General features: G+C 31.6%; 20 protein-coding genes. 1 reads left to right on the forward strand and 19 read right to left on the reverse strand.

The genetic code is table 11. From position 1 onward, the window contains the following. Positions 1-49: 49 nt before the first annotated feature. From J2S15_RS14350 to J2S15_RS14390, 9 genes are all read right to left on the reverse strand, one after another. Positions 50-1,198, reverse strand: coding sequence for a hypothetical protein (locus J2S15_RS14350; protein WP_307409506.1), 1,149 nt, complete (start codon positions 1,196-1,198; stop codon positions 50-52). Positions 1,199-1,203: 5 nt separating this feature from the next. Then, a complete protein-coding gene (locus J2S15_RS14355; RefSeq protein ID WP_307409508.1) occupies positions 1,204-2,484 on the reverse strand; it encodes an RNA polymerase sigma factor in 1,281 nt (426 codons plus the stop codon). A 172-nt stretch (positions 2,485-2,656) separates the two neighbouring features. Further along, complete coding sequence (locus tag J2S15_RS14360) at positions 2,657-4,417, reverse strand: ABC transporter ATP-binding protein (protein ID WP_307409510.1); 1,761 nt, start codon at positions 4,415-4,417, stop codon at positions 2,657-2,659. Next, positions 4,414-6,165, reverse strand: coding sequence for an ABC transporter ATP-binding protein (locus J2S15_RS14365; protein WP_307409512.1), 1,752 nt, complete (start codon positions 6,163-6,165; stop codon positions 4,414-4,416). Before J2S15_RS14365 ends, J2S15_RS14360 begins: the two co-directional genes overlap by 4 nt. 76 nt (positions 6,166-6,241) lie before the next feature. Continuing rightward, entirely contained in the window at positions 6,242-6,859 is a 618-nt protein-coding gene (locus tag J2S15_RS14370; RefSeq protein WP_307409514.1) for a TetR/AcrR family transcriptional regulator, read from the reverse strand. Between the two features lie 134 nt (positions 6,860-6,993). Beyond that, positions 6,994-7,887: a PHP domain-containing protein gene (locus tag J2S15_RS14375; RefSeq protein WP_307409516.1), complete on the reverse strand. Its 894-nt coding sequence runs from the start codon at positions 7,885-7,887 to the stop codon at positions 6,994-6,996. A 17-nt stretch (positions 7,888-7,904) separates the two neighbouring features. Beyond that, positions 7,905-8,765: an arginase family protein gene (locus J2S15_RS14380; protein WP_307409518.1), complete on the reverse strand. Its 861-nt coding sequence runs from the start codon at positions 8,763-8,765 to the stop codon at positions 7,905-7,907. 106 nt (positions 8,766-8,871) lie between these two features. Then, positions 8,872-9,066 (reverse strand): hypothetical protein, encoded by a 195-nt coding sequence (locus J2S15_RS14385; protein WP_307409520.1) that lies wholly within the window; start codon positions 9,064-9,066, stop codon positions 8,872-8,874. Between the two features lie 33 nt (positions 9,067-9,099). Further along, a complete protein-coding gene (locus tag J2S15_RS14390; protein WP_307409522.1) occupies positions 9,100-9,396 on the reverse strand; it encodes a hypothetical protein in 297 nt (98 codons plus the stop codon). A gap of 94 nt (positions 9,397-9,490) precedes the next feature. Between J2S15_RS14390 and J2S15_RS14395 the strand changes: the two genes are divergently transcribed. Next, positions 9,491-10,459, forward strand: a complete 969-nt coding sequence (locus J2S15_RS14395) for a helix-turn-helix transcriptional regulator (RefSeq protein ID WP_307409524.1) — start codon at positions 9,491-9,493, stop codon at positions 10,457-10,459. A 61-nt stretch (positions 10,460-10,520) separates the two neighbouring features. Here J2S15_RS14395 and J2S15_RS14400 read toward each other — a convergent pair whose 3' ends face one another. The 10 genes from J2S15_RS14400 to J2S15_RS14445 form a co-directional block, all read right to left on the reverse strand. Beyond that, positions 10,521-11,537 (reverse strand): hypothetical protein, encoded by a 1,017-nt coding sequence (locus J2S15_RS14400; protein ID WP_307409525.1) that lies wholly within the window; start codon positions 11,535-11,537, stop codon positions 10,521-10,523. A gap of 226 nt (positions 11,538-11,763) precedes the next feature. Next, positions 11,764-13,617, reverse strand: coding sequence for a DNA helicase RecQ (gene recQ, locus J2S15_RS14405; protein WP_307409527.1), 1,854 nt, complete (start codon positions 13,615-13,617; stop codon positions 11,764-11,766). A 111-nt stretch (positions 13,618-13,728) separates the two neighbouring features. Beyond that, on the reverse strand, positions 13,729-14,475 hold the full coding sequence (locus J2S15_RS14410; protein WP_307409528.1) for a streptococcal pilin isopeptide linkage domain-containing protein: 747 nt from the start codon (positions 14,473-14,475) through the stop codon (positions 13,729-13,731). After that, positions 14,456-15,442: a class B sortase gene (gene srtB / locus J2S15_RS14415; RefSeq protein ID WP_307409530.1), complete on the reverse strand. Its 987-nt coding sequence runs from the start codon at positions 15,440-15,442 to the stop codon at positions 14,456-14,458. Before srtB ends, J2S15_RS14410 begins: the two co-directional genes overlap by 20 nt. Before the next feature lie 22 nt (positions 15,443-15,464). Beyond that, entirely contained in the window at positions 15,465-16,676 is a 1,212-nt protein-coding gene (locus J2S15_RS14420; RefSeq protein ID WP_307409532.1) for a DUF7601 domain-containing protein, read from the reverse strand. A gap of 67 nt (positions 16,677-16,743) precedes the next feature. Beyond that, positions 16,744-17,283: a signal peptidase I gene (gene lepB / locus J2S15_RS14425; RefSeq protein ID WP_307409534.1), complete on the reverse strand. Its 540-nt coding sequence runs from the start codon at positions 17,281-17,283 to the stop codon at positions 16,744-16,746. Continuing rightward, the gene (locus J2S15_RS14430; RefSeq protein ID WP_307409536.1) at positions 17,283-19,781 is read right to left on the reverse strand and encodes an isopeptide-forming domain-containing fimbrial protein; all 2,499 of its coding nucleotides are present in this window, start codon (positions 19,779-19,781) and stop codon (positions 17,283-17,285) included. The genes lepB and J2S15_RS14430 overlap by 1 nt, the downstream gene beginning before the upstream one ends. 330 nt (positions 19,782-20,111) lie before the next feature. Next, positions 20,112-21,317: a DUF998 domain-containing protein gene (locus J2S15_RS14435; protein ID WP_307409538.1), complete on the reverse strand. Its 1,206-nt coding sequence runs from the start codon at positions 21,315-21,317 to the stop codon at positions 20,112-20,114. Between the two features lie 555 nt (positions 21,318-21,872). Beyond that, positions 21,873-22,778: a hypothetical protein gene (locus tag J2S15_RS14440; RefSeq protein ID WP_307409540.1), complete on the reverse strand. Its 906-nt coding sequence runs from the start codon at positions 22,776-22,778 to the stop codon at positions 21,873-21,875. A 4-nt stretch (positions 22,779-22,782) separates the two neighbouring features. Continuing rightward, positions 22,783-23,808: a hypothetical protein gene (locus J2S15_RS14445; protein WP_307409542.1), complete on the reverse strand. Its 1,026-nt coding sequence runs from the start codon at positions 23,806-23,808 to the stop codon at positions 22,783-22,785. Between the last annotated feature and the right edge of the window lie 245 nt (positions 23,809-24,053).

Consider the following 24,053-nt stretch of genomic DNA (forward strand, 5'->3'; position numbering starts at 1 on the left):
ACTTCTCTCAGTTCACCACTAAGACTTGAGTTTGTTTGAACAGGTTCAGTTATTTTTTCACTTTTTTGAAAATAAATAAAACAATGAAGATGATTACTGCAGAGACAAATAATATTACTCTTATAGGAGAAACTTTCTCTACTTCTCTTACCTCATAATCACTAATAATTTCTTGATTAACAACATTTTCGTCTTCATAGAATATTTGGTAGTTATATTCTTTTTGAATACCATTCGTTGTTTTTAAGTCTTTTTTACTAAACGATATTTTATAATCTGAAATAGCTTTATCTGCTTTTTTATCGTTACTAAAAATAGCATAAGTATCTATGTCTTTTACAACATTTGATAGATCCTTATCCCATTTTAAAAATTCTTTCATTTCAACCCTTACTTCAGTAGCATTATTTCCATGTTCTACTGTTTGTTGTGCGTATAATTCATCGTTTATGAAATAACGTATCTGATAAGTATTTATTTCATAAATTGCATAATATGTATTACTAGTTGTCGCAATTGCTGTTTGTAGGTATTCACCACTTCCATCTTTTTTTGTATTAAACCCAATAAAATGGTGACCATCTTTACTTACATTTGGTATTTGAAAACTGTTTCCACTATATAATTCTAAGCTTTGAATAAAATTCGTATCATCATAAAATTGTATTGTACATCTTTCCTGAAATCCAAAATTATAGTAAAATGCATGTTCTGTTGTAGAACTTTTTGCACCACTTGTAACAGTATCTGAATATACTTTTAAATCCGTGGTAATTTTATTAGTATAGGATCCTGTACTCATCATATGAATTTGAATATTCGTTGTTTCATTTGATAAAGTTACTGGATTCCCATTCGTAATAAAATTAGTATATTCTTGTTCACTCACATTTCTGCCATTTACCTTTAGCACTCCATTGTAATAAGGTAAATATGTTAATCCTTCTTTTTCCACAATCGTAATGTGTGAAGGAACTGTACCACTGTTGTTAGTGATTCCATAGTTAATTTGAATTGTTGTTCCATAAGGTATCGTTGTATCCTGTACACCATTTATTGGTATACTCTGATTGTTTTGAAGATAGTATGCATTTGATGTATATTGTAATGAAAAATAAGTATTTGCTTTTACATTTGTTGTATAAACAAATGTGAGAAATAAGATACTGCCCATTAAAAATGTTAAAAATCTTTTCATCTCTATCACTCTGATTTCTGTTGAATAGCAACTTCATACGTAGCTTTATTTTGTGCAGTGTCAAAAAGATAAAACTGTAATGCGCCTTCAAAGTCCCCTTGTAACTTATGACTCTTATCAATTGCATATTGCTTTCCATCTTTTTCAATATAAGAAGTTGAATAATCCAGTTCAACATTATCACTAACATCAAATATTAACGTATCATCTGTATAGGTAACTTCCGATAATACTGGTGGTACTTTATCAATGGAATCTATGGTAATGACATCTTGGAAATCTTCTACGTTAATTTGATATTCTCCATTGTCTTCAGCAACAAACTTAATCTGATTATCTTGTTTTGTTGTCTTTATTTCACTATCTCCATACGTCACAGTATAATTGTTTACTTCATTTGCAGTATCCAATATAACACTTACTTCAACTGATTTATTTGTAAGTTCACTATAATATCGTATTTCTTCAACAATACTTGGTTCACTAGACACAACAGATTGGTAGGTAATGGTAGAGATACCAACTACGGATGTTGTCAGTAATACTTTTGCCAGTACAGAATCAAAGAAATATTTTCCTGTAGATGCAGTAGCTGCAATTGCACCAACCTCGTGATTCCCATTTGTAATATTGTTATAGATTGAATCAAATGTTTCCTGATAATTCACACTTGTATATAACTCTTCAAATATATCAATAACAAATGGTGTAAATATAAATGAATAGATTCTTGAAGATAAAAATCCTTGCTCTCTTAACGCTGGTTTTATAATATCTCTAATTGCTGATAGTCTGGATTTTACTGTTCCTATTGGTATATCTAAAACAATCGCTATTTCTTTGACTGCCATATCTTCAAAGTATTTTAAAATAGCTACTTCTCTAAGTTTTGGTGATAAGTTGTTTACTTCTTCTACTAATAAATCTTTTAATTCTTTTCCATTGTATTCAATTTCCACATCTGTTTTATCACTTATAACTTCTTCCAAATTAGTTTCAGCATCTAGTGCTACCTGGTTTCTTTCTTTCACATGTAATGACATTGCCTGGGTATAAGCAATACGATATAACCATGACTGAAATGAATCTGGTTTCTTTAAATGATGGATTTTTTTATACACCCGAATAAACGTAAGTTGTAATACTTCTTCTGTATCAGCATCACTATTTAAAATGCTATAAAGAAAATAATATAAAGGTCGATTATAATACCTATATATTTTTTCAAATGCTTCAATACTTCCGTTTTGAAATTCCTTTACATATTTCACATTAATTCTTTTCATAAAATCGCCCGCCTCTGCCTTTTACTTCACACCTTAGACGGGATTTTTTTACAACTGGTTCACTTTTTCATGGAATTGTAGTTCTTATAATAATTCCTTATCCCAAGAAAAAAGAACTGCAATCATTATAGTTGATTAAATAACCCAACTATTTATTACAGTTCTTATACATTTATGCCGATTGATTCTTAAGATTTCGATTCCATCCTTGCGTATTTTCTCTGACTGAAACAAACTCTTTGTAGATACCATCCTCTTTAACTAATTCATCATGGGTTCCTGATTGAGCAATTTCTCCACCAGCAATTACAAGTATCTTATCAGCATTACGAATTGTATTCAGACGATGAGCAATTACGATTAAAGTTTTACCAACACATAACTCAGAGATTGCTTCCTGAATATAGCTTTCATTATCTGCATCTACACTTGCAGTTGCTTCATCTAAGATAATGATAGGTGCATCTTTCAGGATACAACGAGCGATTGATATTCGCTGTTTCTCTCCACCAGATAAAGTAGCTCCACCTTCTCCAATTATCGTTTGGAAACCTTCAGGAAGGCTCATTATGAAGTCGTAACATCTGGCTTTCTTTGCCGCTTCCATTACTTCTTCTTCGCTTGCATCTGGTCTTCCCATACTGATGTTGTTGTAGATTGTATCTTGGAATAAATATACTCTTTGGAACACTACACTGATTTGATCCATTAACTGTGATAACTTAATATCACGAATATCTTTTCCACGAATCTGTATCTTTCCTTTATTTACATCCCAGAAACGAGTAAGTAGACTGGCAATTGTTGACTTTCCTCCACCAGAAGGCCCTACAAGTGCCAACATATTATTCTTGTCTAAATTAAATGAGATATTGTGTAGTACTACTTTTTCATCATATGCGAAACTGACATCATCAAATTGAACTTCTGCTCCATCATATGTTTCAGGTAATATATCTTTGCCATTGTCTGATAATTGTTGTTCTTGGAATACTTCTTCGATTCGATCCATACAACTGTTCATTACAGTTAATCTTGTACTTTGACTATACAATGCTTTGATTGGTCCAAGTAAATCGAATACAAATAGTAGAACTCCAATTAGATAAGGAACTTCCATCATATCCTGACTATAGAGATATAAGCTTAAAGAAAGAATAATAACAGCTCCCATTCCATAGATAATATTTAAGATTCTTTGCCATGGTGTATGATTTTCTTCAAACTGTATACTTACTCTGCAGGTTTCTTTAAAGTTATCTGATAATTCTTTAGATTTATCACCTAGTAAATTATAAGTTTTAATTATTCCTATTCCTTCCACAAAATCCAATACTGCATCGGTAAGAGTTTCACTTTGATTCTGACGAATTGAAGAATCTTTTAGTGCATCTCTTTCCATTCCCTTCGCAATCAATATAATTACGACTACGATAATGGTTGTTACAATACCTAAGTAGATATTAATAAAGAACATAAAGATAATCATAATAATTTCAGAAAAGATGTGACTCATCATATCTGCAATTACACTCATACAGTTTTCTTCAATAAATACCATATCCGTAGATAATACAGAACTGATTTTCCCGATATTTCCTTCTGTGAAATATCCCATTGGCATTTTACGCAAGTGAGCACCTAAGTCCATACGCATATCAGAGAAAATCCAATATCCTGATGCACTTTGCAGACGATCAGCAATATTTTGTGAGAGTGCCTGTAATACAATGCTTAGTAACATACCAGCACCAATTATAATACATAAATCAGTAGTCATGGTGTTGTTGTAGAAAGCTGTAAGGGCAATAAAGCCTAATCCAATTGGTGCTTTCGCAAACATTGACTTTAAGAAAGAAAACAAAAATGCTAAGCGAATGTTTCTTTGATACTTACCAGCTACTGCCAGTATCCGTGATATTAACTTCATCATTCTTTGTTTCCTCCCTCTTTCGTACTAACTTTCCAAGCTGCACTGCTTTGTGCTGCCTGCCATAATCGTTTATATTCATCACTGTCTTTCAGTAATTCATTATGAGTTCCTATAGCTTCTAAGTTCCCATCTTTTAGAATACAGATTTGATCTGCATTCACAATTGACTGTAAACGATGAGCGATGACAATTACTGTTTTATTCTTAATTACTTCCGCAATTGCAGCATTCATTTTCTCTTCATTTTCAGGATCCATAAATGCCGTTGCTTCATCTAACACAATAATTGGAGCATCTTTTAAAATTGCACGAGCAAGTGAAATTCGTTGGCGTTCCCCTCCGGACAATTGCTTACCGCCATCTCCTGCCATCGTGTGAATTCCTTTGTCTAAACGAGTCAGGAATTCTTCACACTGTGCTTTTCTGGCAGCCTCCATTACTTCTTCATCACTGGCATTTAAATTACCTATACGAATATTTTCTAATAATGTTGTATTAAATAAAAACTGTTCCTGTGATACATATGAGATTTCATTATTCAAAGCCTCTAAACTCATGTCACGTATATCCTGTCCACCAATCTTAATCGTTCCACCACTAACGTCATAGTAGTGAACCAATAACTTCGCAAGGGTTGACTTCCCACTTCCTGATTCTCCAATTAAGGCGGTTAGACTTCCTTCTTTCACATCAAAGGAAACTCCATGTAGTACTTCTTCTTCCTTGTATGCGAAGTGAATATCTTCAAATCGAATGGAATGATCACTTCCTGCAAAACTTGTTGTTCCTTGAATAATTGGATCTGCATTCATCATTGTTTCCAATGTTTCAATTTTATAGTTTAATTGTGGAATGGTTGACATAAATCCCAATGCTCTTAGAATTGGCGAACCAACAGCAAATGACATACATAAGACAAGTGCTAAATCTGGTAGTGTTGAATATCCCTGTAAGACAAACCATGCGCCTACTGGTAAGGTAACCATGGCAACACAAGGTAAAATACTGTTGTATAGTGCCATCCATGGCCAACATGCTTTATACCATGCAAGGGTAAAGTCACGATATCCTCTGACATCATTCTCAAAACGATGATAGGATTCTCCATCACGGTTAAATACTTTTACGACTTCCATTCCATTGATATACTCAACAATTGTATTGTTCATCTTTTGAGCAGCAGCATAATAGGTATTCATTTCTGACATTCCTATCTTATATAACATTCCCATTGCGATTAATCCAAGTGGTAATGAAACAAGCGATAATAATGCTAGTTTCCAGTCTACAATAAACATTGTAATGTAAACCATAATTGGAATGCTTAAGTTGGCAACACCTTCTGGTAACGCATGTGCTAATAATATTTCAATTGATTCAATATCATCAATAAACATCTTCTTTAAAGAACCAACTCCTTTTTCTTGAATGGTCCCTAATGGAAGTTTTTCTAACTTCCCCTGTAATGAAATACGTAAATTCTCTAAGGTATGATATGCACTTCGATGTGATAATGCGAGTCCCCAAATATAGAAAACGGCATATAGAATCAGACAGACTGCAATCCCTACAATTCTCCATACTACATATTCCAGTGTTAATGCTTCATGCATCAATAGTGGCTGAATAATCTGATAAGCGAATATAAATGGTGCTACATAGGCAACAACTCCAATCATCAACACAATCATTGATGCATAGGTTGTCTTTCGGTAATCACCTGCATATTCGAATACTTTCTTTAACATAATATCCTCCTTCAAAGTTAGATACGTCTAACTGTATAAACTTTTTTATACCTCTCAACTTAATGAGAGGTATGTTCTATCTTTTAAAACCAAAAACCGTATACCAGTCAAACAATTTACATACAATAGTGCTGTGTTCTTCTATCTGTTTCCAATTATACTTGTGTACAAATGGATCAAAGATGGTTGTCCAGAAAGATGATAACAAAATATGTAATTCCGTCTTTTCCATCTTTACTGCAGTCAGTCCTCTTCTATATGCTTCTGCATAATATTCATAACTGTACTTGGTAATCATCTTTGGCCAGTCATGAACAAATGTTGCATGTCTTGTTCCATGTGAACATGTCAGCAATAACAACATTCCTTTCTGATGATCATACAGATAACGAAACCACCACAACATATATTCTTCGTCCATATCCCATGCTTTTATCAAATCTTCGTCGGATACATCTTTAGCAGAGAGTGAGCGACGCTGCTTAGCCACTTCCTCCAAGTCATTCAAAGTTGGAGGAACAACTGCACTAAATAATTCTTCTTTCCCCTTATATCGCTTATAAAGAGCTCCTGTAGTAACATTTGCATTGGCACAGATCACTTTTAGTGATGCCTTCTCATAACCATGAGTTAGAAATTCTTCCTGTGCACTTGCCAGTATCCTAGGATCAATCGACTTATCTGGTCTAGACATAGGACCCTCCTTGACTGATAATCAGATTATCGGTAATCTAGTTATCATTATATTCCTGATGAAAACCAAAGTCAATTACTGTTTTAAATTGACAATAAAAAAGGCAGGTATCACTAGGATATCTACCTGTTCATTTATTCAATTAAGCCATATGCTTTTAGTTGATACTCAATTTCTTTTTGATCAATTGAACACTTTGAATCTTTTAAGGAAATTGAAGGTTTCGTTTTTCCGTGATAATCACTACCGCAAGTAATTAACATATTGTATTCTTTTCCCTTATCATAGAAGTAGTTAATAGCTGCCTCATCATGATAACTACTGAATGCTTCTACTCCATCTAGTCCAAGCATTGCCATATCATCAAACAATTCATATTTTCCTTTTAAGTTATTCCCAGGATGTGCTAATACGCTTACTCCACCATTCTCGTATATCATATCAATTACTTCTTCTAATGATGGAAAGATAATTTCAGTATAACAAGGTTTTCCTTGTGCATAGAAATCCCAGTAGAAATTTACATAAGGATTATCACTACGATCTCCACCTTCACGATAAGGTTTTAAAAGTTCATGATCTTTGTATTCATCTTTCTCCAGTAAAGCTTCACCAAACGCTTCACCAGTCCATACTCCGGTATCACTAAGCGCATTCATATCATCTTCTACTAAATCAAATCCCATTGCATTTGTCAGTTCCAGTTTCTTTGCAGATGCTGCCAGTTCCTGACGTAATACATTATCTTCTAACTCAATAATTTTTTCATTCTTATAATCCATGCCATATCCTAAGACATGTAAGTTTACTCCATTAAATACACAGTCAATTTCAATTGCAGGAATACAAGTAATCCCCTGTTCCTTGCAATACTTGATTTCATCATCAATTGCTTTTACACTATTGTGATCAGCAATCGCCATAATTTTAACCCCTGCTTCTTTACACTGATTCACCAATTCTTCTGGTGTGAATTCTCCGTCATCTGAATACTTTGAATGCATATGTAAGTCGATATAGTTTTCCATTATTTTTCTCCTCAATGTTACTCTTTAAAGATATCGATTTCAGCTAAGAAATCTTTTAAGTTTTGTACATCCCATGGCATATACTCTGCAATGTTTAAACATACTACTTCAGTTGCTTTTGATACATCAGCTAGTAGTTTTGATACTTGCTCAAATGTAAGTTCACCCATAGCAGCATCAGTTACAATTGTATCTTTGGGATTCGTGAAATATAAAGAATGAAATAGCTTAGGGTCTAGTACATCCAAATCTAAGTGAATTGCAAGATGCTGGATATTGTTCTTCTTAATCCAATCAATGACTTTCTGATTTCCTTCTTTCATATCATCAGGTGTTACTCTTTGTAATCCTTCCAGTTTAATTACATCCTCTTCTTCTTTCGAGCCTTCACGTAAGCCTACATACAGGATGTTCTCACTAGAAATGGTCTGTGGTACTTCTTTCGCAAATAACAGGTCTCCTTTGCCCATTAAGTTTCCTAACACCATTGCATGTTCATGATGATGCATAGGTGGTTGTGAGATATCCGGATGTGCATCAATCCATAACACTCCTAATTTTCCATCATACCGTTTATTTAAATATGCCATTGGTGCCTGTGATATCAGACAGTCTCCACCAAACGTAATGATTCGATCAGGTTGATGTTCTTCAATTATCTTTTCTGCACTTTTCAATTGCTTCAATAAAATGGATTGTGCAATTACTTCATTTTCTTTTACTAACTGACTCTGTGGTGTTGAATCAATTGGAACAGTTACAGTAATCTGATTCTCATTCTCAGGAGCCAACCAAGTAAGTAAGTTTGCACCTAATGAATAAATAGGATTATTTCCACCTTGCCATTGTGGCATATTAAGTCGTAATGGTTTCTTCATTAACAAGTCCCTTTCTAGTTCTGTGATGTTACTGTAAGTTCATTATAGCAAATTCATTCAACATAATCATCACTTAAGAAACAGGTAATATTACAATCATTGAACTTTAGATATTCTCTTCTTTCTTTTCTTTCCAGTAATAGTAAAGTTTTCTTGCTATTAAAAACAGAATAATTGGAATAGCAATAATTGCAACTACGTATACAGCAAAAGCAGCAATTATTAAATCAAGTAATGACATCGCTTTCTTTGCTGTTTTTGCAGATACTACAAATAATAAAAAAACAATTAATAAACCCATATGCCTCCTCCTCATTAGTTGTGGTAAAATCCTTTAGTCATTTACCACTTCAACAATTACACGTTTATCGACAATAAAACGCACTCTAACTTTTTGATTATCTTCAATCGTATCGTATACTCTCCCTGCACTCTTTGTTCCTTTTGAAACAGTGTTAATACTGTTTGCTATATAACCTACGATAATTCCATCTTTGTTCTTTACACAAATTGCTTCATCATCATAATTATTGTCTATATCTTTTTCTAAATGAAATTCTCCATTTACTCTAAATATACTGATTCCTAAACTCATTTGTACACCAACTATTGTAAGATATGTTTGTTCCATAATCGTCACCTCTTTATACATACTATACCAACAGCCCTGTACATTATATGTGCCATGTGATATTTTATACTTAAGATAATATTGAGGTACTACTATGGCAGATAAAAATCAATTACTATTAGCACTATTGGAGATTCTGACTTCTGAAAGCGATGATCGGCATATTCTAACAACAAATCAAATTCTTGAACTATTAAAGGCAAGATATGATATCCAGATTGAAAGAAGAACTTTATATAGTAACATTAAGACACTTCAGGAGTTTGGGCATGATATTAATGATTATAGTGAAAACAATACTGGGTACTACTTGGATAGCAGACAATTTGAAGAAAGTGAAATAAATCTTCTATGTCATAGTATCCATTCCTCACATATAATTCCAGATAATTCAAGTAAGCAGTTGATTGATAAGTTGTTATCAACTCAAAACAGATATGTTAAAAGTGAATTTAATAATCGAGTATATTCTAAAAATTATCGTAAATCTAAAAATAAAGAATTCTTTTTAAATATTGAATTATTACTTGAAGCAATCCAGCAACATAAAACAATAAGTTTTGAATATACAAAATATAATCATAATAAACAAAGAGTGCCAAGACGAGAACAAAAGTATCAGATATGTCCTTATGATCTTGTGTATGTAAATGAACGTTGTTACTTAATTGGATTCAATGAGAAACATCAAAGTTTAAGTCATTATAGAATTGATAAAATGAAAGATATAGAAATTCTTGAAAAGAAATTCACAAGAATAATTGATTTTAGTTCTTATGATTACACAGCAACTAAAATCTATATGTATAGTGGGTCTGAAACTTCCATTACTATGAGATGTGATGACTGTATCTTAGATGATGTGATTGATACCTTTGGAACAAATATTACTATTCTAAAGCAAGAAGAAGATACATTTATTGCTCATATTTCTTCTAGTAAGGATGGATTGATTTTCTGGGCATTACAATATCTGAAGCATTGTACTGTTTTAGAACCTGCTGCTATAAAAACTGAAATACTGGATATTATAGAACAGGCAAAAAATAGATATTCTAATTAGTAGAGTTTCAACACTAAAAGTAAAAAGATTTTATCTGAAAATTGATAAAATCTTTTTTATATTATTTATTTAAGTACTCTAATCGTATTCTATTAATTGCATAATCATCATTATGATTAACAGATAAATTGTTTATGACATCTCTTAAACACTCAACATTGATTTCAATAGTATCTCTTAAATAATCACTATTTATTTTTTTTAGACAAAGTATTTCCTCTTCCAGAAACACTCCATATATACTATTCTTTCGATTAAACAGATACATAAATATATCATCTACTGCATATGAAAAAATAGAACCTGGTTGATAGATAAAAGATACATTTTTATCTATTTGATTTTTCTTTTGCTTTTTACTTCTTATATCTTTAATTTTCTTTCTAATTAATTTTATCGTAGTATCATCATATTGAAATACCACTGTGTACTTCTTTTGCTTATGAAGACGCTTCTGTTCTTCAAATGATATAAAATATACTTTTGAATCATAACTGATTGAAATATATTGTTTATTATTTATTCTATCTTTTTGATTGTATAGTTTATGTCCAATAAAACTATCTTCTATTATATTTGTAATCAAATATAATCCATTATCGTAATCTATTAAAGTGCCTATTCCTAACTCTTGATTTTTATTCTGCTTAAATATCTTTTGATTTCGCTTTTCATCGATTTGGTTAAAGTCATCATCATCGAGTGTATAATAATATTCTTTTATATTATTCCATGAGATGTATGTTTTCTTAGTAGTATCTATAAAAGAATTTTTACACAAATGATATTTGGATTTAGATATAAATAGCTGTCTTTCTTTTATTACATAGGAAAAAGGTTTGGAAGAACTTGTAAGTGCCACAACTCCATCCTCATTCACTTCTTCAATAACATATGGACGAATTCTATGTCCTGGAGTTACTTTAGTCAGTTCTTTATTACTTAGTGGCATCTGACACCAGTAAACATCTTTCACTTGAATCACAGATTTAAGATTTTCATTATCGTTATAAGAATCATCAAAAACCTCAATCAGTTTATAACACCATTTAATTATTAGTTTCTTTAAATAATTCATACCAGTGCCTCCTTAACTATACATACTATATCAAATGCACTGTTCATTATTTATGCCAAGCTACTTCAATTAATCGTATTTATATGAGATAGAATAATAGATTTAATAGCTCAATAATTTAATTCGTTGTATTTTTTGTTGTGTCTGCCACTTTTTCATTGCAATAAATGTAGTCAGACTACATTTATTCGTTGTAAAAAATGTAAAGCAGTATCAAATAGACGAATTAATTCTTATTATGATTTTCAGTATAACCTACAATTACTTCAACAAATCGTTCTCCATACTTCTGATATTTCACCTCACCAACTCCAGAAACGTTCAACATCTCCTGTTTGTTTTTCGGTAACATAATACTCATTCCACGTAAGGTTTGGTCTCCAAACACGATGTATGGAGGTACATGCTCCTCTTTTGCTATTTCCATTCTTAATTGTCTTAATAATTCAAATAAGTTCATATCATAGTCACCACTAATTGCAGAGCTCTTCTTTTTTGCCTTTGTGACTTCTACCTCTTTTGGTAACTTTAATAACAATTGTTCAATTGCAGAATCTTCGGCTATTAGATTTCTTCCATCCTCAGTTACTTGCAGAATTGGATAATCTCCCCCAGCACTTACTAACATATTATTTACAAGTAAATCATTAACAATCATATGAATTCTCTGTTTCGTTGTTTCTGATAAACATCCATAGTATTTATTTTTATCTAATTGGAAGTTTCTTAGTTTTTGTGTATTGCTTCCCTTAGCTGTTTCAACAATCATTACTTTTCCAAATCGTTCTCCACTAGATACAATTAGATTAATGATTTGTTTTGCTTCTTCTAGTACATCAATTGTATCAAATTCATTTATACAATTACTGCAGTTTCCACAGTAGTTAGATCCTTTTTCACCAAAGTATTTTACAATATAAGAACGTAAACATTCATTGGTTAAGCAATAAAAAGTCATCTTCTTAAGTCTTTCTAAATCCTGTTCTTTTACTTGTAGTGCAGTGGCTTCATCTAGCTGTGAATTCTCATAAGATACATTAATTAGAAACTCATTCATTTTTACATCTCTTCCTGAATACAATAGAATACACTCTGCAGGTTCACCATCTCTACCAGCACGTCCTGCTTCCTGATAATAGGCTTCAATGTTTTTAGGCATATTATAGTGAATTACATATCTTACATTGGATTTATCAATTCCCATACCAAAGGCATTGGTAGCAACCATAATTTGTTTTCGCTCATATATAAAATCTGACTGACTATTCTTTCTATCTTCATCACTAAGCCCAGCATGATATTTGGATACTGAAAAACCTCTTTTACCTAATTCATCATATACTTCATCAACATGCTTTCTAGTATTGCAATATATGATTCCACTCATATCTTTTTTGTTTTCTAATTGATCTAACAGAACACCTTTCTTATCACTTGAATTAATAACCTCAAATGACAAGTTAGGTCGATTATAGCCAGTAACAATCTGATATGGATTATCCAATCCCAGTGAACAACTAATATCGTCAATTACACTGGATGTTGCTGTTGCAGTATATGCAGCAATGATTGGTCTGGTTTTTAACTGATTAATAAAGTTAATGATATTTAAATAGCTTGGACGAAAGTCTTGGCCCCACTGACTGATACAGTGTGCTTCATCTACTACTAACATTGAAATATCAATTGCTTCAGCTAGTATTTGTAATGACTTTGTTTCTAATCGTTCTGGTGCAATATAAATAATCTTATACATTCCTTTTTTTGCATTATCAATCGCCTTCTCAAATTGGATTGGGGTTAGTGAACTATTTAAATATGCTGCTCTTACGCCAACTTCTTTTAAACTCATAACCTGATCTTGCATTAGGGATATTAGAGGAGATATAACAATCGTAATTCCATCGAATAATAAAGCAGGAACTTGATAACACAAAGACTTACCAGCTCCTGTTGGCATAATACCTATTACATCATGTTCCTTTAGAGTAGCGTCGATAATTCCATCTTGTCCTTCTCTAAATTGCTTATATCCAAATACTTCATTAAGTATTTCTTGTTGTCTTGTTTTAGCTGCCATAGTATTCCCCCACTGAATGCATTGTAGATACATTATAATATAAAACTTAGCACTTACCAAACAAAGTATCACAAAACAAAAATAAAAAGATCAAATTTAAAACTTGACCTTTTATGTATCTATTTGTTCTTCTCTGCGTCGTGATTTATAGATAATAATTAGAATAATTCCAGACAATAGAATTAATCCTACATAACGATTTGATTGAGTAGTATCACCAGTGGTTGGTGTTTTTCCATCAGCCGTATCAGTTGGATCAATAGTTTCATTGTTTCCATTATTACTATTATTATCAGTATTACCATTTGTATCATCATCACTACCATCAGGAGGTTTATTACCTCCACTGTTATCACCTGTGGATGATTTTTTATATGAGTTGGTGAATTCAAATACTTCTGGTTTCTTACCACTTCCATTATCACCAATAATTTCAGCAATCATATTTCCTTGAGCATCTCTTTTCACATAGACAGTTACTGTATAAACTTTCTCATCATAAGTATACTTATCTGTATCATTCATATTAATCTGATACAAAGAATATTTATAGGTTCCTGCAGACTGGTACGTGATTGCGCCTAAGTCTAGTTCACTATTTCCTGTCATTGAGAAAACAAAGGACGTTCCTACACTACCATCTGGTAGTGGTGCCTGACCACTTTTTGATTCCAGCTTGTAATCAAAACTTGTTTTCTCTTCAACTTCAGTACTTTTTTCAGTAACTATCTGTCGTAGTGGAAGATGAATACTCACTTCATTGGTGATTGCTTGAATAGAGCGATGTTCCACTCCTAGAATCACTGTAAAAAGGAGAAGCAAACTATAAATAGAAAATTTAATTCTTTTCTTTATCATCTTTTGCATCCTCTCCCTTCTTCATTTCTTCCTCTTGATCTTTTTTCCTTCTTCTCATCAGTAAATACAACAATAAAAATAAAAGTAAAATACCAAGAATCACAAGTAGTATGATTCTAAATAAACTACTACTTGTAAAAGCCGAATCATTATTTAATCCACTATCTTCACTTCCAATAAATGGATCATCAAATGTTTCATCACTTAATCGACCTACTAGAATATATCTCCCGTTTGTGGTTTCGTTGGCACAAGTGCTTAATAATATAATCTGATCATCAGCACTTATTCCAATGTCTCTTGTATAAGTAGAGATAGAAAGAAGATAAGATAAATACTCTTCTTTATTTTCTTCACCTTCTACACCAGGGTTATATATCTTTCGATTATATGCGTCCACCTCTAAATAGGCAAAAAATTCAATTCCATGATTTTCTCCATTAACATATAGATTTCCATATTTATATTTATCAAATACATCTTTATCTAGAAACTGATCTAAGTTTCCAAACATCGCATCTTTTTCCATATGATGTCCATAGACTATACTATTAAAATCAGAAAAGTCAGGATTGTTTTCATAATCTAAATAAATACTTCCAGCAAGTGAAAACTCACCTTTCGCATTTTTATTCAAATACTTGGAATTATCATCCGCTTGGGTTACTGGATAATCGATATGAGTTCCATACACGGTTAACCAGGCAAATACTTCATCATTGATATCCTGAAGTTCTTCAAAGGATACACTGTCTGTACTTGTTGGTTTATATGCCTCGTATCGTGCTGAATCTGCCTCATACAGTACTTGGTTGTTATCCCATAAGGCATAACAACCAAATAACATCAATAAGAGGAAAATCAACATCACTACATAGTCAACACCAGTGCTAAATCCACGAATGACTTTGATTTGTAATTCTTTTTTGTTGTTAATGAAAGTGTCTTTTTTATTTGTTTCTTTCATACTGTATTAGGCCTAGCCAGGATTAACGTACTGCGTTACGTTTTCTGTTTACTGCGTAGAATCCAAATCCTGCTACTCCAACTGCAATTAAGATAATAAATGGTAGGTTGTCTAAGAAGATACCTGTGATACTTGTAGATTTGTAATCATTAGTTACTGTTGCACCATTTGCATTTTCTCCTAATAATGTAGTATAATCTGCAGTTCCATCTGAACTAATATTCATATTTGCACCTTTTGTACCATCAAATGTAGCTGATGATCCATTTGATGTTACTACAGCTGCTGGTGTATATGAACCAAATCCTGTTTCGACACCATAGAATGTTGTTCCTGTTGGTACGTCTTTAACCACAACTTCTTGTCCATGTTTTAAGTCAACAACTATTTGAGCTGTTGTACTAGCTCCACCAAGTGTGAAAGAATCAGTAGAAACTACTGTTGAACCTTCTTTAACAATGTATGTATATGTACCAGTTGCTGTATGCAAAGGTGATGATTTGAAATTTAATGTGAATTCAAATTCTTGATCCACATCTCCTAAATCTCCAGTTACTGTTTTTCCTACTGAAAATGATGTATAACCATTAGCATCAGCAGTTGCATTTTCACTACCTGCTATTTTTCTATATACTGCTGAAAATGGGATTGTTGATTCTGTTTCTCCACCTTCAATCTTCACAGGTGTAATAGTTGCTCCAGTATCATCTTTCACTTTGTAAACTGCTACCCCTGCAGACTTCAATCCATTATCATTGATAACATAAACATGCATTTCATATTCTACTCCTGATGCAGTCATTGAATCATGATCTGAACTAATAGAAGATTCCGTTTCTTTAATTGTATAAATATATTCACCAGCTCTTTCGAATCCGCCAGAACCAATAGCTGGAAGTACAATTGTACCCGTCTCCGTTACTGTTAGTGTACTATCTCCATTGTCAGTTACATCACTATTTTCATCAAATCCTAAAGTCACACTTCCAATATTTGGTAAATAAGCTATTTCAGATGAAGCATTAAATCCTTTCTTTGTTATTGTATACACAATATCTATATCTGGTGTTGTAGTCCCTGCATCCTTTTTTATTTCTTTTGTGATTGTTGGATTCCCATCAAACACCTCTTCGTCTGCTGCCGAGACAGTGGTTGTTCCAACTGTCACCAACATTGCAAGCATCATCATAAGTGCTAATGCTCCATTAAATAATCTCGATTTTAATTTTGACATTTTTTAAGTCCTCTCTTTCGTGCCCTTCACTTTGTAAATTTATTAATTTCAAATTAATAATCATATCTTATATCCCTCTTCGCCTGAAGATGCTGATTGCTTTCCCTTGAATGCTGCCCACATTCACAGGACCGTAGACTCTACTATCTTGGGAGTCTTCTCGATCATCTGCTAACAGGAATACTTCATCTTCTTTTAATGTTATTGGAAATTCTATTCCATCAACATATGGCAAAGTCTCGGTTGTAATTGAGGGTTCATACTGTGGTGAGCCGTTGATTATCAATCCTTCTTCCGTGATATCAACACTGTCTCCAGCAACTGCGACAACCCTTCTAAGTTGTGTTTCTCCTTCGTATTCAACAATAACAACATCATTAGCAACATAATTTTTATCTAGTCGATAATATAAAACGATATCTCCGTTTTTGATTGCTGGTGACATTGTATTGTTTGAAGTTCTTAAAACTCCAAATACAAAGGTAAACAATAATACAAAGACAAATACTACAATTAGTAGTTTAGAAACCAAACGAATGATTTCTTTTTTTATACTTGGTGGCTTCTTTACTGGTTCTTGATTTAGAACCTTGGCTTCGCCATCCATTAGTGATACCTCCTCTGTTTACGTAAATAGTAAATTAACCAGAGACTTGCCATCACTACTCCAATTCCAATAGTGAGATACCATATATTCGTATCATCTTCGATTCCAGTGATTGGAATCTCTTTACTGGAGGTCGTAATGGTTACACTGTCGCTCACTTTGTTTGCATTTGCAGTATTTACTAATTCAATACCATCACTAATTGTATTTTTGTCTTTTAATGTAACAGCGAATGTTAATTCTACTTCTTGTCCTATCTCTAAGTAGACTGACATTCCGCCTATTAAGTCAGATACCTTTTTACTGTTATCTGTAGTTACTATTCCATTCTTATCCGTATATTTCATTTCAACAACTGTGTTAGTTGAATCTTCAATATAAGGTAGTAAGTTACTTAATGTGTCTTGTATCTTTGTATTGTCAGGCAACGTCGCACTGTCATCATTACGAACAACAATCTTATAATACAATTTTTCCTCCGGTGAAGCATAGTCATCACCATTGGTATCTAATACACTCTTATCAATTGATATAACAGGTGAACCTGCTTCTATTGATGCTGTTGCTTCATATTTGTCATATACAATAACTGTATTTGATAATTTTCCATTTAATTCATTTTTTAATTTGTTTAAATCGAAGTTTCTTTCTCCTATTGTTTCTTTTGCAATTAATCGATATTGAAGTGTTTTAGTTTCACCTGAACTAATCCAGATTCTAAAACTTCCATTCCAAATAGCTGGAAGATATCTCCAATATTCAGCTACACTTCCTTCTTTTGACGAATAAATATGCGTACCATCATCATATTGTTGGCTAGCATCAATATCAAAATATTGAAGTATATTGTCCATATTATCAATTACAGGAATTTCATCTAAGTTTTTATTGCTGTCGTTCTTCACTGTAATAGTATATTCAACCATATCTCCAGGACGAATAATTTCATCCTCGCAAATACTGTCACATACTTTTTTGGCATCTTTCGTTACCGATATTAGTACATTTGCATTAATACTTGCAGTTACTTCTATTCCAGCAACACTTGCAGTATTTACTAAACTTTCTACATTCTTATAACCTAGACTTTCAAGAGTGCTTTCATCTTTCATGGTGACATCAAATGTAATAATAATTGTAGATTTTGATTTTAAATCTTTTTTGATATTCCCATCCATTAAATCTCTTATGGTATAAGTTGTACTATCTTTAGCACCATCTATGTCCACAGTTATTGGTGTGGTATCTGGTGTAACAAAATATTGATAAATACCTGTTAATGAATCTTGTATCACCATATCTTCATATGTAGCATCTCCACTATTGTATGATGTAATTGTATATGTTAATTTTTCATCTGCTTCAGCAAAATTATTATTATTTTCATCTATGACTGATTTAGATGAGTTAAGATTTGGAAATTGCATATCAATATTGGCAGTTGTACTTATTCCTCCTACAATAGCTGTATTTGTCATTTGCCGTTGATAATAGGTTAGTTGATCCATTGTTAATCCAGTATCCGCAATAGTTTTTACATAAACCTTGTACTTCATTTCTATTGTCGAGTTTGCTGGAACAGTATAATTTCCATATCTTTGTTCTAGCCCACCCATTGTTTTTGGGTATTCTCCTTGAACCACTAATGATCCATTCAGATATATTTCAACACTTTCATCAACATCTTCATGCCAATATATTTTTAATACTTCATTAAAAGAAGCACTTGGTGATGAGAACATTTCTAAAGAATCAAAGAATAATATATCATTCAAATCATTTCCTGTTAGGTTGGTAGCTGAAATTGTATATTCTAATACATCACCAGCCCATCCTGCATGATTCTCTTCTCTTGTTATATTCTTTACTGTTTTACTTACTGATAGTTCATTTGTAGTATAGTCATTCTTACAAAATAAGACATTTTTATAGTATGTATCAATATAAGCTTTCCCCATAATACTTCCTGTAGTATTCGGCATATTCACCTTAATATCAAAATCCGTCTTAAGCGTTCCACTGTATGTACTACTGCTTGATGCACTAAACACCATTTCTATTTGTCCTGTTGTTTTACCATTTGTTGTTGCTACAACACGCCACTTTCCTACCAATGTCCCATTACCATCATATAAATTCTTATATTGAGTTGTTGCATACAAAAAGGCTAACTCGTCTGATTCAAGAAAAGCATAAGAAACACTGTCGCCTTCTTGAAACGTACTGTTAGTTGATGTTGCAGTCCACTTTAATGACACAATGAGGTTATCATCATGAAGCATCGCTGCATAATTTGTAATATTATATCCTTTGTCTGTTACAATTTCAAAATCAGTAATGCCAATATTAACATTACCTGTGGCTTGTACAGATATATTTTCGTTTGTTTGGCTTTCTTCGTTCGCAAATAAAGAAACTCCACTAAAAATAGTAGAGAGTGCAACAAAAAAAGCAAGGATTAACCATGTTAATCGCTTTAGATTTGAATTTTTAGTCATAAGCCGCCCTCTATCTATAAGAAATAAAATGTATACTACTTTGCTAGCATACATCTTCCGTTTATTATATCCCGTTTGTATTTCCTTACTTAGATAATGAATTCCCTTCACTAGAATTCATCCTTATTATAATGGTTATTTTTCTATTTGTCCACTAATTAACAAGCATTTCATCAATTTGGACTATACCAGTTCATAAAATCCCATGAAATAAGGGTTTTATGCAGTTTAGTTAGTAACATTGCTTATAAAATATAAAAGAGATAACCATGTTTTTTTCGTTATCTCTTATTAACTTTTAAACCTATTTTTCGATTCAATATTTGTTATTTATTCTAGTGTAATATCAAACACTTTATTTGCATTTTCTGCCATTTCTCTTAGTTGTTGTATTAATAAGAATAACCATGTAAATGCCAAGATAAATGCAATTAGTTCAAATGCTGTTAGCGAGAAGTACCCTACTACTAACCATAACACTGTAGCAACGATTAATCCAAATGCAATTACATAAGATAACTTTAAAAAATCTTTTGATATCGTTGGTAATAACCAACGCAATGCAACTATCAGAATAATAATTAGATATACTAGCATATGCGCTACCTGATCATGAATCATTTGGAATAGTTTCATCTCATTGTATGGGAATAACCCTACTGCACCAAAGTTCAACGCAACTAGTATTAGTAGTACACGCAATATCGTTAATCGTTTTGATTTGGGATATGCCTTCTGCAATATAACAAACAAGTAATCAATCAGAGCCATTAGTAAGAATGCAGAGAAGATGAGTGTTATATTAAAACTCCACGCTCTCGTTGCATCTGGAGTACCTAGGAAGCTGAAGTTGTGTTGCCACCACTGTTGTTCCCCGTTGGTAATCATTGCGATTCCTACGCCCGCTATAATGGTGAAAATCAATATGTTTGTTAGTAATGATGGTGTTAGTGTAATGGCCATATAAATCATTACATAATTAATAATACTTGTGATTACTAAGAATAAAAATGTTGATGTAATTAAATCAAAAGTAATTCCACCAAACAATAATCCCATTAACCAAAAGAAGAATAGTAATGATGATGCTATTACAATCATAAAGGATATTAGTATTGCGGGAAAGTTTCTCCAGTAGATATCTTTTGTGGTTGTGACTATCTTCCCTTTCTTTCCTTTAATAAAGAAATAAATGAAACATAACATACCACTTACTAATCCTAATACAATTACTGATGTTGCTATTGATATATCATCAGTACCTGTTAGTGCTACTTGGTCATATCCTTGATAATAGAAAAAAGCAAAGAAAGCAATACTCATTATTAGTGATGGTATTAAAAACCATAACAATGAAATTGATTGTAATCCTTTTCGTTTGTTTTTAAGTTTAATCACTAATGCATTATCTCTTATTAGCAATGTTGCTTCTTCCTCTTTTTTTAGTTCAAGATTATTCACTACATCATCTGGTAAGTTAATACACAAATGTGTGGTGGATTGTTGTTCTATGTTTTCTAGTTCTTTGTTTTCCATGTAAATAGTCCCCTCTAATATTGATATATTAATTAAATTCGAAATTTTACTTACTGTCAAGATGAATACTCTCTTTTTCTTCAATTCGCAAAGGAGACTTTATCTTGATAAATAAAAATACATATGTATCTAAAAAGTGCTAATGAAATCTAGCTAAACTATCACCCAATCAGTATTATAATCATCAAATAACTGAAACCTAAAATGGAAGAGAGTCATCATACATAGCAGCTAGCTCGTAATAACAGAACAAAAGTTCTTTAATCGTTTAATTTCATCACACACTTAATCTGGTATAAACATTAATTGACTAGAATTCATTTCTATTCCCTCTAATTTATAGTTTCTTTCACTCATTTCAACACCATCATAAAGGCGCTAGCATAACACTAGCGCCTTATGTCACCCTTTCATGACATAGTGTAATATTGATTCTAAATTACTACAGTCTATTTTCTAAAGTGTCATTGACATAGAGTAGACACTTTAATCTAATTATTCATGTATATTTTTTCAAACAATTAAATAATATTCTATTATTCTAATAATTCTATATTAAGTTTCTGTATAAGAAAATCTAGTAATGGCCATTATTATGTTAGATATCCAGTTCAATAAATGGAAATTTAATTGTTCTAAGAAAGAATCCATATTGTAATCTTTAGGAGTAAAGTTATTTTGACCTTCCCCTATTTTCATATGAAAATATCTATTTCTTGTTGTGATAAAGAAATCTAATATATTAATAAATTTTATTTTCATAGCATTCCCATCGATCTCATAACTACTTTCTCTGAATATTTGGCTACATTGAGTCGAAAAAGACTCTAGATTTTCTATTTTATCTAACGATATATCAAAAGGATAGTCCATAATATTTTCATCTTCAATCAGTGTCTTAAGAAATGTTTTAAAAAATTTTAATTCTCCTTGTGAATCACAATTAAAAAAACCATGTAATTGCTTATATGTCCCTTTATAATTCTTTGACTTTGCTGCATACACTAACGGAAAGCAATAAGATATATACTCCAAACATCTATATAAATTTGCGAAACCTGCAATAGGTGATTTAACATTACTGAACATAAATGTGGTTAGTTCTAATAGTACATGTTCAAATACATTATGGTTTTTTCTATTTCCATTAAGATAATTATTAAAAAACTGAGGATTATTTTTCAAATCATTTGAATCGTAATTTTCGTCAAATATTGTACTGATATTTTTATAATTAAATGTATAATATTTTTTACTATAAGGCAACTCAAAATAATTAATATTTTGTATTATTTGATTTCCTTTTGAATCGTTTACTCTTACCCCTCCTGCAAGCAATCGTAATAAAATTGCTTCAACTGTAGCTGTCTCATCATCTACTCTAATATTTATAGGAAGATTTGACTCAAATGATTGATACAAGCTTGAGTACTTATATATTCCAAGATTATAGGAAGTCATAAGATTAAATCTCCATTGAAATTATATCTAGTAATTGATTGCTTGTTATTCTTGATAATTTTCTATAGTTTTCAAAATAATACTTCACCATTTTTCTTCTTGCTAATCCTAGTTTTATTTTAGATACATCAATAGAGCTAAATGCGTTTTCAAAAATTTTTAAATTATTTTCCAAATCAACAATGTTTTCTTTTTTTAAGAAATCAAAAGAAGTAGACATTGCAGCAGAAAATCCTATAAAGTTATTGGCTATCAGAAACCAATTTTTTAAATCTTCTCTTTGAAAACATTTTTTTATAAATTCTATTACATCATAAAATTGACTATCTCGTTCTGTAATATTTGAATCCATTATTTGATCAGTTAGTAATTCATCCATTTTAGAAGAAATTATTTTTTGATTATCTATATTTATGGAATTACTAATATATGCTATGTATGCCTTTATTATATTATCTTTATTAATAACATCCTCATCTTTTTTTCGGTTTGATTTTGCGTCTTTTTCGGTTATTGGTAAAATAGATAATTTTTCAAAGTCAAATATATTACGTGCTAGAACTTCTATTTGATGTCTTGCACTCATTGGCTTTTGTCCATTATTTAATGTTATCATTCTATACAATAATTTATCCATGGAATCACAAATAAGTAAATTGAAATATAGTGGATGATTTGGATTTATACCATCTTTGCTTTCTTTAGCTCTTTGTAAAGTATGTAATCTTTGTATTCCATCCAACACAAATCCATCCTTCATTTTCTCAATAATGGTTTCTTCATTATAATTCTTACCCATATACTCATCTTCCGTTTCGTGTATAGCAAGTGTCAAAAAAGGCATAATACAACCTCTAGATATATCTTCTTCTAATCTTTCGTAAAATGACTTTCTTAATGGATTTCTTTGAAAATCAAGTTTGTCAATTAATGGGACTAAATTATCAATTGCAAATTGGTAATTTGTAACTATCACTAAATAACTACTATTAATAACACTATCTCTAGATTTATGTAATATTTTGAACATATATATATATCCCTTTCTAAATTATATTAATATCAAATGAACCTATATGATTCTTTCTAAATTTTATTATATCATTAAATACTAAAATTGTATTAATAAAAGTTATCATTGCATATTAAAATCACAGCTAGTATCAATAAACATATGTAAACGTTGCAGTAGAATTAATCATATCGTTTCTCAAACTTATTATTGATTTCAGCTTGTGCTACACTGAATGCCTTATGAATTCGAGTTAAAATCGC

The organism is Breznakia pachnodae (assembly GCF_030814225.1).
In the GTDB taxonomy this organism is placed as follows: Bacteria; Bacillota_I; Bacilli_A; order Erysipelotrichales; family Erysipelotrichaceae; genus Breznakia; species Breznakia pachnodae.